The organism is Lentzea alba (assembly GCF_047445655.1).
GTDB classification, from domain to species: domain Bacteria; phylum Actinomycetota; class Actinomycetes; order Mycobacteriales; family Pseudonocardiaceae; genus Lentzea; species Lentzea alba_A.
In genome coordinates, this window is sequence record NZ_JAJAEG010000026.1 from 48,777 (window position 1) to 62,273 (window position 13,497).

Consider the following 13,497-nt stretch of genomic DNA (forward strand, 5'->3'; position numbering starts at 1 on the left):
CATGTTGGTTTTAAATGCTTTTAAGGTTTTGGGGTGGTGGTGATCTTGCTGGTCAGGCGCGGTTTTCGGGGGGTTGATGTCGTTGGTGGCGGTTGGGGCGCGAATAGACCAAGCGAGTGGATACCGGTGGGCGTGGTGGTCTGGTTGTGGGGATCGGCGGGGTCTGCGGGCGTCGGGTGGTTCGACTGGATTCGACGCTGAGCAGGGGCGTGATTCGACGCCGGGTGGGGGGTGATTCGACTGGGGCGTGCGGGCGGCCGGTGGTCCCGTTGCGGGCGAGTTGTTGCGTTCGAGCGGAGGCATCGCTTGCCGTGCGGGCGGTAGTCCCGTTGCGGGCGGGCCGTTGCGTTCCAGCGCAGGGGTCGCCGTGCATGCGGGCGGTCACCTTGCGAGAGTGGTCGCTCAGGTCCTTGGACGAGCGCTGGTCACGTCATCGCCGCTTCGCGACGATTGCGATTGGGGCATGACTTCGGGGCCCTTACAAGGCGCTGGTCGGCCTTGAAAAGCCGGGCACATAAAGCGCCCGGCCGATCCGAAACGGACCGGTAGCACCTCGAACCCAAAGTCAAGCCCCAATTGCCAGCGTGCGTGGTTGCGTTGGCACGACACGTCACCATTACCGGTACCCATGCGGGCATTAGGCCTTTACGGGCTCGCTTCGCTTCGCGGCGGGCGGAAGGGTGATGGCTCGGCTTCGCCTTCGCGCGTCGTCCACCCGCCATGGCGCCTACATGCGGGTCAGTAAACGGTCCCTGGCGACTTCCAGGTGCGCGGTCATGGCCGCGCTCGCTGCCACGTCGTCCTTGGCGATCAGCGCGTCCACGATCGCGCGATGTTCCGTGATGGTCTGCACCCCGAAAGGCTGCTGGAAGTTCAGCCGGAACAGGTGCAGGTGGCAGTGCGTTTTGGCGAACGCCTGCAGGACGGCGTCATTCCCGGCGATTCGCAGGATGAGTTCGTGCAGCCGTTGGTCGTGCGCCGTGAGGTTTTTGTAGTCGTCATACGCGTCGTCCGCGGGCGCAGCCGGGCACGTCGCCAGCTCCTCCTGGATCAGGAGGACGTTCTCCGGGGTCATCCGGCCTGCCGCCAGGGCTGCGGACGGGGGTTCCAGGAGGAGGCGGAGGGCGTAGAGGTCGTCCACCTGTTTGCGGTTCAGCAGCTCCGTTACGCGGTAGCCGCGCAACGGGAGCCTGCTGACCAGTTCTTCGGATTCCAGGCGAGCCAGGGCTTCGCGGACCGGAGTTGGGGACACGTCCAGCTGGCGGGCCACCTCGTCGATGTTGACCTTGGCGCCCGCTGCTATGCCGTCGTTCATGATCAGGGCACGGATCTGCTCGTAGACGTCGTCCGCGAGCACGCGCCTGGTCGGTATCCGCAACACCACTCCTGTGACTCCCTGTCTAGTTCTTGGCCAGTATCTCCTGCGAGACGCGTTCCATCTCGGCGAACACGTCATCTGAGCGCTGGCCGGAGAAATAGGCCTCGATGAGGGGCTGTTCGGCGGATTGGACCGCCGAGCCGTTGGCGTAGGCGGTGGACGGGTAGAGGACGTCGTCCTTCACGTACTGGTTGAAGACGGAGAGGTCGACGCCCTGGGACTTCATCGAGGTGACGGTGTTGTCCATGGCGGCGGGAATCGACGGGAAGAACGTGCCGGTGGCGCCTGCCTTGGTCTGGCACTCCTCGCTGCCCATGTAGCTGACCCACTTCCAGGTCAGGTCGGGGTTCTTGGTGCCGGCCCAGATGTTGTTGCCGTTGGAGTTCGAGAGGACGGAGCGCTTGCCCTCGGGGCCGAGCGGGGTGGGGGCGATGCCGACGGGGACGCCTGGGATCTTGCCGAACGAAGGAGCGGACCAGGAGCCGCCGATGGTCATCGCGGTCTTGTTGGAGCCGACCAGGTCGATGTCGGAGATGGTGGACTGGTTGCCGGTGGTGAAGGTGCCCAGCTTCGGGGAGAAGCCCTTTTCCGTCAGGGAGGTCACCCACTTCATCGTCTTCACGAAGCGGGGGTCGGTGTAGTTGAACTTGGTGGGCCACTGGTCCTTGTCGCCGAACTTCCAGCCCAAAGTCGAAACCAGAGGAGCCCAGGTGGTCTCACCGATGAAGCTGCGGCCCGCGATGGCGCCCACGCCGTAGGTGGCGATGGCGTTCTTGTCGAAGCCGGGCTCGTCGCCGCGCTTGCCGTTCTTGTCGACGGTCAGGCGGGCCACGATCTTTTCGAAGGTGCCACCGTCGTCGGGGTTCCAGGTCATCTTGGCCACGTCGGCCTCGGCGATGCCGGCCTGGGTCAGTGAGTCCTTGCGGTAGTAGATGCCGGCGGCGGCCCAGTCCAGGGGCAGGGCGTACTGCTTGCCGTCGGTGAACTTCCAGGTGTCGACGCCGACGGAGTACTTCTTCATGTCCACAGAGGACTTCGCGATCAGGTCGTCGAGAGGCATCAGCTGGTTCTGCCCAGCGTAGGCCTGGAGGAACTGGACGGAGTTCTGGAACGCGTCGGGGGCGGTGCCGGCCACGAAACCGGCGGTGAGCTTGGTGAAGTAGTCGTCGACGTTGTAGCGGGTGATCTTGACGTCCACTCCCGCGTTCGCGGCCTCGAACGCCTTCTCGCACTCGCCGTAGGCGACTGCTTGCTTGTCGTCCCAGGTCCACCAGTTCACGGTGTTGCCGGAGGCCGAGTCGGAACCCGACGAACAGCCCGCGACCGCGAGCGCTGTCACAGCTGCCAAGGCGGCGAATTTCATGGCATCTCCAAGAGGCGTGATCGGAAGGCGTCGAGTGCGATGTCGAGGTCGTCGGAGCCGCCCGCCTCGTGGGCGCTGTGCTCCCAGACCTGGATCTGCCGGGGTCCGGCGTAGGCGTGGTAGGCGCCGAACACGGTGGACGGCGGCACGATGTCGTCCATCAGGCCGATCGAGAACCAGGCAGGGGCGACGGCTCGAGCGGCGAACCCCACACCGTCGAAATAGGACAGTGTCGGGAAGATGTCGGAACGGCGGTTCTCGGCGATGTAGGTGGTGAGCTCGGTGTAGGGCAGGCGGCCGCAGACGTTCAGCGCCCTGCGGAAGTCGCAGAGAAAAGGAGCCTGCGTGTGCACGGCTGCCAGATCGGGCACCAGCCCCGCTACGGCCAACGCGACTCCGCCGCCCTGGCTGTTGCCGATCACGGCGACCTGCGGGGAACCCAGTTCCCGCACGGCGTCCACAGCGCGCACGCAGTCGGTGAACACGCGCCGGTAGAAGTAGGTGTCGCGGTCGGCGATGCCGCGGGTCATGAACCCGGCACCGCCGCGCTGGTCCCGCACCTCGACCTGCAGGTGTGCGAAACCGGAGCTGGCCCAGGTCAGGTTCTCGACAGCAGTGCCGCGGTTGCTGCCGTAGCCGTGGTACTGCACGACAGCGGGCAGACCGGAAGCGCCGCGCGGAGTCCTCAGCCACGCTCGGATGCGATCGCCGCCGAAGCCCGAGAACGTCACGTCGTAGACGTCCAAGGTCTGCAACGGGGTGTCGACCGGAACCGCTTCGACCTTGAGCTCCAGCGACCGGGCCTCGGCCAGCGTCGCGTCCCAGAACGAGTCGAAGTCATCGGGCCGGATGTACGAGCTGCGGTACTCCCACAGCGAGTCCAGGTCCAGGTCGGTCAGCACGAAATCCTCCCCCGCAGCTCCACGACGTCACTCACCACGACCTCGGTGACCTCTCCGTTGATGCTCACCGGCACGAGCTCCGAGGCGTCACCGGACAGCCGCCGCACCCGCACGGAGACATCGCCGTCGTCCCACGAGACGTCCACCGAGAGCCCGCCGCGGCAGCGCAGACCGCGCGCCGAGCCGCGTGACCAGCCGGAAGGCAGCGCGGGCAGGATGTCGATCACGCTCGTGTGGCTCTGCACCACGACTTCCGCGAGAGCGGCGGTGAAGCCGTAGTTGCCGTCGATCTGGAACGGCGGGTGCGTGCTGAACAGGTTCGGCAGCAGGCCGCCCCACTCCGAGCCGTCGAACGGCGCGTCGCGGTGTCGATCGCCGGTGAACGCCTGGGAGGCCTCGGACAGCAGTGATCGAAGCGTTTCGCCATCGCCCAAACGCGCTCGCAATGCCATCTTCCAGGCCCACGACCAGCCCATCGCGCCGTTGCCGCGCCGGTCCAGCGTCTGAACCGCGGCGTCGCCCAAAGGTGTGCCGGCGACGATCTGGCCGAGCGGGTAGACGGACACCATGTGCGACATGTGCCGGTGCGTCGGGTCTTCCTCCGGCAGGTCAGAGACCCACTCCCCCAGCCGCCCGTCGAACACCGGAACCGGGCGGAGGCGGGGCAGGGCGGCCGAGATCTCCGCCAGCAACGGGTCGGAGCGGGCGGATGCCAGTGCCAGCGCCAACGTGCGTTCGAACACGGCGCGGATCAGCACCACGTCCATCGTCGCGGACCACGTCAGCGCCTGTGGTCCGCCGTCGACGAGGAACCAGTTCTCCGGCGAGGTCGACGGGCACGTGTCGAGGTAGCCGTCCGGGCCCTCGACCAGCCAGTCGAGGCAGAACTCCGCACAGCCGCGCAGCAACGGCCACGCTCGCTCCAAAGTGGACCAGGTGCGGGCGAAGTCGTAGTGGTCCCAGGCATGTTGGACCAGCCACGCGCCGCCCATCTGCCAGATCGCCCACGACACCGCGCCGTGACCCATGCCGACCGGCAGCGCCCAGCCCCACGCGTCGGTGTTGTGGTGCGCCACCCAGCCCCGCGCGCCGTACAGGTCCCGGGCCACCTCGGCGCCGGTCACCGCGAGCTTCTCCAGCAGCTCCAGCAGCGGTTCGTGGCACTCGGCGAGCCCGGTGACCTCGGCCGCCCAGTAGTTCATCTGGGTGTTGATGTTGATCGTGTAGTTCGACGACCAGGCCGGCCGCAGCTCGCCGTTCCAGATGCCCTGCAGGTTCGCGGGAGGCGCGCCCGGACGTGACGACGAGGCCAGCAGGTAGCGGCCGAACGCGAACAGCACGGATGCCGTGAGCTGCTCGTGCTCCTTGGAATTTCCTTCTGGGCCAAGCAACAGGTCCGGCACGTTCACCTCGTCCGGCACGTGGCCGAACCTGACGTCACAGGCGTTGAGCAACGTCGGCAGGTCACTCCGGCGCTGCCCCCGCCAGTGCGACTCGGTGGTCGTGGAGCTGATGAGCGTCAGGAACCACCGGTCGCCGTCGGCGTTGATCCGCACGGACACCATGCCGCGCTCAGCAGCGCCAGAACCGTAGACCGGCGCGTCGACCTGCGGTTCGTGCCGGGGCGCCGAGTCCACCGGGATCTCGATCACGAGGTCCAGGACGTTGCGCGACACCTCGCGCAACGGCGTCGTCACCTCGACGTCGAGCGGCACCGCGCCGACGATCTCCACGCACAGCGCGGTTTCCGACGTCCACACGCGCCGCACGACCTCGACGCCGCCGATGGTCAGCCGCTCGGTGACCACACCGGTGCTCAGATCGAGCGTCCGGCCGTGCGACTCGCCCTCGGGCAGCGTGATCCACAGGTCCACGTACGGCAGGTACGTCTGGCTGTACCGGCCCTCGAACGACATCAGCAGCTCGGTCGCCCGCTCCAGCTCACCGGCGAAGATCGCCGCGCGGACCTCGGCAAGTCGCGCAGGACCGGCGCCGGCGGCCAACACGTCCGCCAGGGCACGGGAAGGCCCGTCAGCGGTACCGGACCAGACGGTCGCGTCGTTGACCTGCACGCGGGACCGCCCGGCCCCACCGAACACCATCGCGCCAAGGCGTCCGTTGCCGACCGGCAACGCCTCGGTCCACTCCGCCGCCTGTGACGGCCAATGCAGTCTCACTTGATCCCCGTGAAGCCGATGGAGTTGACCAGCCGCCGTCCGAACACCAGGAACAGCAACAACATCGGGAGCGCCGCGACCAGCGTCGCCGCCATCAGCCCTGCCCAGTCCAGTGAGGCCTGCGGCGAGGACTGCTTGAACACCGCGAGCGCGAGGGTGAGCGGGCGCACGGACTCGTCGTTGGTGACGAGCAACGGCCAGAAGTAGTCGTTCCAGGTGGTGATGAACTGCAGCAGCGTCAGGGTCGCCATCGGCGCGATGCTCATCGGCAGCACGATCCGGAAGCACACCCGCAACGGCCCGGCGCCGTCGATGATCGCGGCCTCCTCGACCTCGTTGGAGAGCCCCAGCATGAACTGCCGCAGGAAGAAGATGTTGAACGCCGAGAAGAACGCGGCAGGAAGGATCATGCCGCCGAACGTGTTGAGCAGCCCCAAATCCTTCATCAGCACGAAGTTCGGCAGCAGCGTGAACACCGACGGCACCATCAGCGCGGTCAGCAGCACGCCGAACACCACGTCCCGGCCCTTCCACTGCAACCGGGCGAACGCGTAGGCCGCCAGCGCCGAGAAAACCACCGTGCAGAGCGTCAGAAGTCCCGCGTACACAATGGAGTTCCACAAAGCAAGAGCCAGGTCGATCTTGGCGCCGGAGCCACCTTCCTCTGCGGCCTCGGCGGGCGTCGCGAGGCCGAGAGCTCGCTTGAACGGGCCCCAGGTGAAGTGGACCGGCAGCAACGACGACGGGTTCGTCGACATCGCGAAGTTGTTGGACAGCGCGGTCCGCACGATCCAGTAGAACGGGAAGATCGTGATCAGCAGGACGACGATCAGGTAGCCCCAGGCCACGCCCCTGCCGAGCTTCATCGAGAGGTTCACTCCGCGGCCCTCCTCAGTTGGTGTCGGACTCGCTGGCGCGCGCCATCCGCATCTGCGTGAAGGTGACGGCGACGAGCAGCAGGAACAGAGCGAGCGACATGGTGGCGGCGTAACCGAAGTCGAACTGGCCGAACGCCTTGTCGTAGATGTACATCTGCAGCACCAGCGACGCGTCCGCCGGACCGCCCTTGGTGCTGACCTGGACGATGTCGAAGATCTGGGTCGCGCTGATCACGTTGAGGATCACGACCATGACCAGGATCGGCCGAAGCAACGGCAAGGTGAGCGAGCGGAACATCTGGAACTCCGAGGCGCCGTCGATCCGCCCGGCCTCGTAGATCGACGCGGGGATCGTCTGCAAGCCCGCGAAGATGAGCACCGCGTTGTAGCCCATGGACTTCCACACGTTCAATGCGGCCAGCGTCGGCACCGCCCAGTCGTCGTTGCCGAAGAACATGATCGGTTCGCCGAAGATCCACGTGATCAGCTGGTTCACGATGCCGAGCTGCGGGTCGAGCATCCACGTCCACACCAGCGCCGTGACGACGCCGGAGATGAGGAACGGCAGGATCATCAGCCCGCGCACGGTCGTGTTGACCCCCAGGCGGTGCAACACGACCGCGGTGAGCAGCGAGACGCCGACTCCGAGGACCGTGGTCAGCACCACGAAGTACGCGGTGACGCCGAGCGAGTGCCAGAACCTGTTGTCGTTCAACAGTTCCTGGATGTTCGCCAGGCCGGTCCACACCGGCGGGGTGAGGATGTGGAACTCGGTGAAGCTGAGGTAGACACCGCGCAGCATCGGGTAGGCGAAGAAGACGCCGAACCCGAGGATGGCGGGCGTGACGAGCAGCCACGCCACCCACGTGTCGTTGCGGCGCGAGGCGGGGCCTTTCCGCCTGCGGGGTGCAGGCGGAGGCGTCGTGGTGGCAGGTCCACGCACGACATGGGCGCTGGAGTCTTGCACGGTTGTCACCACGACGCCTCCTGGTCTCAGCGGGGTCAGATGCGGATGCTGTCGACGTCGAACACGGAGTCGTCCGGGTTGCCGATGCGGATCGTGTTGTTGCCCTTCATCAGGTAGATCGGGACGGTCATCTTCTGGGGCGTGTTCCAGTTGTCGTCGTTGGAACCGGCGACGGGCAGCTTGAAGCTGGTGCCGTTCACCGTGATCACGCCGGTCCGGCTGGCGTCACCGGAGATGTAGGACAACTCGACGAGGTAGTTGCCCTCGCGCGGCGCGGTGACCGTCGGGAGCGTGAGGAGACCGCTGCCGCCGATGTAACCGACCTTGCTGCCGTTGGAGCAGGCGCAGCCGTAGATCGTCGCGCCGCCGGCGAGGCTGCCCTTCTCCGCCTCGTACGTCACGGACTCCTGCGGCGTCACGTAGGTGACCGCCTTGGAGCGGTTTCCGTTCTGCACCACGGTGAAGTCGTAGGACGTCGCCGGGGTGAGGCCGGTGATCGTCGCCTTGGTGTCGGTGGTCGTGGCGACCTTCTTGTTGCCCGCGTAGACGTCGTACCGGACGCCGGTCTTGCCCTGCCACTTCAGCGAGACGCTGTTGGGCGTGGCCGCGGTGCCCTGCACGACACCGGGAGCCGACGACGTGCGCGGCGTGATCTTGAACAGCTTGGAGCCGTGCACCGGCAGTTCTTCGGTGATGGAGCCGGACTTCTGCTCCAGGTCGCGCTTGGCCCACACGTCGCGGACCTTCGCCTTGCCCTGGATGCCGAGCTGCTCGAAGTCGGCGGTCACCTCGGCGGGCTTGGAACCCAGGTTGAACAGCGCGACGGTGTAGCTGCCGTCGGCGTTGCGGGCGTACCAGACCTGCTGGTCGGAGAACTGGTCGACGGGCCGGGCCGGGACGCCGGCCTGGTTGATCGCGATGACCTCGTCGTTGGTCAGCAGCCTGTAGCCGTAGTCGTCGATCTTGGTGAGGTCGTCGCCGATGTAGAGCGGCGAGGACGAGATCGACCACAGCGTCATGTAGCTCTGCCGCTCGGCCTCGGTGATGCCGTCCATCTCACCGTTGCCGACCGCGAGGCTGTCGAGGTTGTTCCAGTGGCCGGGGCCGGCGTCGTCGATCCACTGCACGACGTCGTTCCAGCGCTGCTTCACCGACGCGTTCCAGGTGACGAGCGTCGGGCAGTAGCACTCGACGTCGGTGTCGACGCGCCAGCCGTTGGTGTTGGCCTTCCACACGTCGGCCTGACGGTGGCTCAGCGCCCACGAGATGAGGAACTCGATCGGGCGGCCGGTGCTCTTGAGCGCGGAGTTCCACGCCTTCACGTCGCTGGTGTTGTCGTAGTTCTCACCGCCCTTGAAGCTGCCCGGGCCGACGCCGTCGAGCTTGAGGAAGTCGACGCCCCAGCCCGCGAGCACCTGCGCGATGGAGTCGATGTACTTCTGCGAGCACGGGTTGTCGAAGTTCATCTTGTAGGCCATGTCCCACCCGTTGGTCTTGCGCAGGTCCGGGTAGACGATGTCCTTGGTGGTGCAGCCGGGAGCGTTGTAGATCGGCGTCTTGCCGTCGTTGTAGGCCTTGAGGTCCAGGCCGACCGCGAGGTACGACCCGAACTTGAGGCCCTTGCCGTGCACGTACTCGCCGAGCCACTTGAAGCCGCGCGGGAACTTCTTGGCGTCGACGACCGGGCGGCCGTACTCGTCGAACGAGCCGAGCCAGCCCGCGTCGACGTTCACGTGGTTGTAGCCGTGCTTCTTGAACTTCGCCGCGAGCACGTCCGCCTGTGCCAGCACGTTCTTCTCGTTGAGCCAGCTGGCGGGACCGTCCGGGTTGACCCCGGGGTAGTTGGTCGCCTGCAGTGTCCAGCTGCTCCAGCCCATGTACGGCTTGGCCGCCGGTGCTGCGGTGTTCTGCTGGCCTGCGGTGTTCTGCTGCTGTGCTTCCGGTGCCTGAGCTGCTGCGGGAACCGCGATCAGCGACGCGAGCAGGCCGGCAACGACACCTAACGCTCTCAAGACCACTCCTTTGTGATTTGGTTTCAGGCGACCCGGAGGTCGTCCATCGCGTCGCGGTCCCAGTCGATGCCGAGACCTGGCGTGTCAGGGGCGAGCGCGTGTCCGTTGTGGACGGTCAGCTCGCCCTTGGTGATCGCCCGCAGCTGCGGGATGTGCTCGACGAACTTCCCGTTGGGCAGCGCGGCGGCAAGGCTGACGTGCAGCTCCATCAGGAAGTGCGGGCAGACGTCGGCGTTGAACGCCTCCGCGGTGTGCGCGACCTTGAGGAACGGCGTGATGCCGCCGATCCGCGCCGCGTCGACCTGGATGATCGAGGCGGCACCGCGTTCGAGGTACTCGCGGAACTGGGCCACTGAGTACAGCGACTCCCCGACCGCGATCGGGATTGTTGTCTTCTGTGCGAGTTTGACGTGCCCGCTCACGTCGTCCGCGGGCAACGGTTCCTCGAGCCAGGTCAGGTCGACGTTCTTGAACGCATCGGCCCTGCGGATGGCCTCCGCAGCCGTCATCGACTGGTTGGCGTCGACCATGATCGCGAACCGCTCGCCGACGGCTTCCCGGACCGCTTCAAGGCGTTCGACGTCCTCGGCGAGGTCGGGCTTGCCGACCTTCATCTTGATGCCCTGCCAACCCTGCTGCGCCGTCTCCTTCGCACCCTTCACGAGCTCCTCGGTGCTCAGGTGCAGCCAGCCACCCTCGGTGTCGTACAGCGGCACCTCCTGCCGGAAGCCGCCGGCCATGCGCCACAACGGTTCCCCGGCGCGCAGGCAGTGCAGGTCCCACAGCGCGGTGTCGACGGCCGCGAGCGCAAGCGAGGTGATCGCACCGACCGTGGTGCTCCGGGTGCAGGCGAACAGGTCGTGCCAGATGTGCTCGATACGGCGCGCGTCTTTCCCTGCGAGCCGTGGAAGGAGGTGGTCCCTGAGGAGCGCGAGCACGGAGCTGCCACCCGTGCCGATCGTGTACGCGTAGCCGAGTCCGGTGCGGCCGTCGTCGGTCGTGATCTCGACGAAAACGGTCTCCTGCTTGATGAACTGCTGCACCGCGTCGGTGCGCAACGTCTCCACCGGAACGTCGACCTGGAACGCCTCGGCACGCAGGACCTTTGCCACGCCAACTCCTCGGATCTCTGATCCTATAGGATATTTGCGGGCATTGAACGCGGGCGTTACGAGGGTGTCAACCGTCGTTTGGCCACGCTCCCACGCCGATGAGAGCGTTTACAACGGGCCAGGCGGACCGGATCTAGTTCCGGTCCTCCGATGTTTGCAGCTCACAGGCATGGTGGCTGCTGTTGGCGCCTGTTGGAGTGTGAGTGAAAATGTGAGCGTTTCTGTCCGGTTGTCAGGGACAGGTCAGCCGGCTTCGGCGGTCCGCTTCAGCCGCTGCAGCGTCGCCTCGATGTTGGCCTGGTTCGTCACCGCGCGGTCCCTGACCCCGGTCGCCAGCATCGTGATCGGCTTGTACCAGCCCGGCCGGCGGTCCCACGTGGACTCGGTGACCCGGCAGCCGTCAGCGGTCGGCTCGATGTCGTACTGCCAGCGCGACACCTTCAGGCCGAGCGACCGCACCTCGAACGCGAACCGCCCCGGGCCCGCGTCGGTGACCGTCGAGACGGTCGACCAGCCACGCCAGCCGCGCCGGTTGATGCCCCGGAACCGCGCGCCCACCTGCGGACCGGACGCGTTGAGCCACTTGCCGCCGGAGTACTCCTCGGCGACCTCGCACCACCTGCGCAGGTCACTGACCAGCTCGAACACGCGCTGCGGAGAGGCGGCGATGTCGATGTGCGCGGAGGCGTCCGGCGTCATGCACCAGAACTTACTACCAGTAGGTAACCGGCGCTAGAGCTCGCGGATCGGTGCGCCCGCGATGAACGCGTGGATGTCCTCCACAGCTTCCTGGAAGTACGTGCGGTAGTTCGCCTCGGTCACGTACCCGAGGTGCGGGGTGGCCAGGACGTTCGGCAACGTCCGCAGCTCGTCGGTCAGCGGCAGCGGTTCGACCTCGAACACGTCCAGCCCCGCACCGGCGATGCGCTTCTCCCGCAGCACCTCCAGCAGAGCCGCGGCGTCCACGATGGCGGCGCGGGATGTGTTGATCAGGAACGCCGAGGGCTTCAGGCACGCCAGGGCGGCGGCGTCGACCAGGCCGCGGCTGCGGTCGCTCAGCACGAGGTGGATCGAGGCGAAGTCGGCCTGCCCCAACAGGTCGTGCAGCGACGAAGCCAGCCGAACACCCTCCGGCTCAACCCGGTCGAGAGTCAGGTTGGGGCTCCACGCCACGACGTCCATGCCGAACGCCTTGCCGATGCGGCCGACGGCCCGGCCGAGGTTGCCGAAGCCGACCAGACCGAGCACACGACCGGCCAGGTCCACGCCGACGGTGCTCTGCCACGGGCCGCCGGAGTGGAAGGCCGCGTTCTCGGTGGCCAGGTGCCGGGCCAGGCCGAGGATCAACGCCCAGGTCAGCTCGGTCGGCGGGGTCTTGGCGCTGCCGGTGCCACACACCGTCACGCCGTGCGCGCGGGCGGCTTCCAGGTCGATCGAAGCGTTTCGCATGCCGCTGGTGATCAGCAACCGGAGGCGGGGCAGCCGGGCGAACAGCGCGGCGGTGAACGGGGTGCGCTCGCGCATGATCACGACGCACTCGGCGTCTGCCAGCGCCGGAGCCGGGTCGGAGAGGTGGTCGCGGACCACGGTCACGTCGAGACCCGACCAGTCGGCGTTCGTGAGAGCGACACCCTGGTAGTCGTCCAGCACCACGCACTTCATGAGGCGATCATGTCAGAGTAGGCGGATGGGGGAATTCCACCTGGCACAGGCCAACATCACGACCGGGCTCTGGGAGTTCGACCACTGGCGGATGCGCGGGTTCACCCGCCGGGTCGACCCCATCAACGAGCTCGCGCAGCAGTCCCCCGGCTTCGTGTGGCGGCCCACGTCGGACCAGATGACGCAGGACATGCTCGAACTCGGACGCGACCCGATGCTGGAGGCCTTCAACCTCAGCGTGTGGGAGTCGGTCGAGGCGTTGTGGGACTTCACCTTCCACGGCGTCCACCTCGAGGCGGTCCAGCGCAAGGCCAAGTGGTTCGACCAGGAGACGGCGCTCGACGTGATGTGGTGGGTACCAAAAGGACATCGGCCGACGACCGAGGAAGGGCTCGCGAAGCTCGAACTGGTCAGAGAAAACGGCCCGACACCGGAGGGGTTCAACTTCCGGAAGCGGTTTCCGGCGCCAGGGCTCCCCTGATGATGATCTCCAGCAGCGGGCGCGGGTCGATCACCTCGCCGCGGGCGAACTGCTGCAGGAACAGGCCCTGCACGGCCGCTCCGAGCGTGTCCGAGACGGCCACCGGGTCGCGCATGCCGAGACTTGCGAGAGCCGGGATCAGCATCGAGGTCATGGTGGCCCGGCCGCGCAGCAACGCCTCGCGCACCTGGAGGTTGGTCGCGGCTTCCACCCACAGCACCATGCGCGCCTTGACCGTGACGACGTTCGGGCCGGTCATGAACTCGTAGAGCCGGCACAGCTCGTCGATCAGGTCTTCGGGTGAGGAGGGTTTGAGCGTCGCCTCGACCGTCGGGGTCTCCTGGCGCAGCATCCAGTCCATGACCCCGTCGAGCAGAGCGGCCCGGCTGCGGAAGTAGTTCGACGCCGACCCTTTGGGCAGGCCCGCGCGGTCGTCCACCCGTGCGTGGGTCAGGCCGCGCAGCCCTTCGGTGCCGAGCAGCTCGACGGCGGCGGCGAGGACGCGTTCCCGGTTCGAGGTCACGCGTCCACTATAGACGTAGTGACTTGACACTACGATCGTAGT

General features: G+C 66.9%; 12 protein-coding genes. 1 reads left to right on the top strand and 11 read right to left on the bottom strand.

Annotated elements, in window-relative coordinates; translation table 11 throughout:
* Positions 1-727 precede the first annotated feature (727 nt).
* The 10 genes from LFM09_RS35335 to LFM09_RS35380 all read right to left on the bottom strand — a co-directional run bounded on the left by LFM09_RS35335 (position 728) and on the right by LFM09_RS35380 (position 12,451).
* Positions 728-1,384, bottom strand: a complete 657-nt coding sequence (locus tag LFM09_RS35335; RefSeq protein WP_414100939.1) for a GntR family transcriptional regulator — start codon at positions 1,382-1,384, stop codon at positions 728-730.
* 16 nt (positions 1,385-1,400) lie between these two features.
* On the bottom strand, positions 1,401-2,741 hold the full coding sequence (locus LFM09_RS35340) for an ABC transporter substrate-binding protein (RefSeq protein WP_414100940.1): 1,341 nt from the start codon (positions 2,739-2,741) through the stop codon (positions 1,401-1,403).
* Complete coding sequence (locus LFM09_RS35345; RefSeq protein ID WP_414100941.1) at positions 2,738-3,643, bottom strand: acetylxylan esterase; 906 nt, start codon at positions 3,641-3,643, stop codon at positions 2,738-2,740. The genes LFM09_RS35340 and LFM09_RS35345 overlap by 4 nt, the downstream gene beginning before the upstream one ends.
* Positions 3,637-5,820, bottom strand: coding sequence for a glycosyl hydrolase family 95 catalytic domain-containing protein (locus tag LFM09_RS35350; protein ID WP_414100942.1), 2,184 nt, complete (start codon positions 5,818-5,820; stop codon positions 3,637-3,639). Before LFM09_RS35350 ends, LFM09_RS35345 begins: the two co-directional genes overlap by 7 nt.
* On the bottom strand, positions 5,817-6,698 hold the full coding sequence (locus tag LFM09_RS35355) for a carbohydrate ABC transporter permease (RefSeq protein ID WP_414100943.1): 882 nt from the start codon (positions 6,696-6,698) through the stop codon (positions 5,817-5,819). The genes LFM09_RS35350 and LFM09_RS35355 overlap by 4 nt, the downstream gene beginning before the upstream one ends.
* 13 nt (positions 6,699-6,711) lie before the next feature.
* A complete protein-coding gene (locus LFM09_RS35360; protein ID WP_414100944.1) occupies positions 6,712-7,674 on the bottom strand; it encodes a carbohydrate ABC transporter permease in 963 nt (320 codons plus the stop codon).
* A 26-nt stretch (positions 7,675-7,700) separates the two neighbouring features.
* Positions 7,701-9,677, bottom strand: coding sequence for an alpha-galactosidase D (locus LFM09_RS35365; protein ID WP_414100945.1), 1,977 nt, complete (start codon positions 9,675-9,677; stop codon positions 7,701-7,703).
* Positions 9,678-9,700: 23 nt separating this feature from the next.
* The gene (locus LFM09_RS35370) at positions 9,701-10,789 is read right to left on the bottom strand and encodes a mandelate racemase/muconate lactonizing enzyme family protein (protein WP_414100946.1); all 1,089 of its coding nucleotides are present in this window, start codon (positions 10,787-10,789) and stop codon (positions 9,701-9,703) included.
* Positions 10,790-11,032: 243 nt separating this feature from the next.
* On the bottom strand, positions 11,033-11,488 hold the full coding sequence (locus LFM09_RS35375; RefSeq protein ID WP_414100947.1) for an SRPBCC family protein: 456 nt from the start codon (positions 11,486-11,488) through the stop codon (positions 11,033-11,035).
* A 33-nt stretch (positions 11,489-11,521) separates the two neighbouring features.
* A complete protein-coding gene (locus LFM09_RS35380) occupies positions 11,522-12,451 on the bottom strand; it encodes a D-2-hydroxyacid dehydrogenase family protein (protein ID WP_414100948.1) in 930 nt (309 codons plus the stop codon).
* 25 nt (positions 12,452-12,476) lie between these two features.
* Between LFM09_RS35380 and LFM09_RS35385 the strand changes: the two genes are divergently transcribed.
* Complete coding sequence (locus LFM09_RS35385; RefSeq protein ID WP_414100949.1) at positions 12,477-12,932, top strand: DUF3291 domain-containing protein; 456 nt, start codon at positions 12,477-12,479, stop codon at positions 12,930-12,932.
* On the opposite strand, the gene LFM09_RS35390 is transcribed toward LFM09_RS35385, so the two are convergent.
* On the bottom strand, positions 12,892-13,455 hold the full coding sequence (locus LFM09_RS35390; protein ID WP_414100950.1) for a TetR/AcrR family transcriptional regulator: 564 nt from the start codon (positions 13,453-13,455) through the stop codon (positions 12,892-12,894). The genes LFM09_RS35385 and LFM09_RS35390 overlap by 41 nt on opposite strands.
* Between the last annotated feature and the right edge of the window lie 42 nt (positions 13,456-13,497).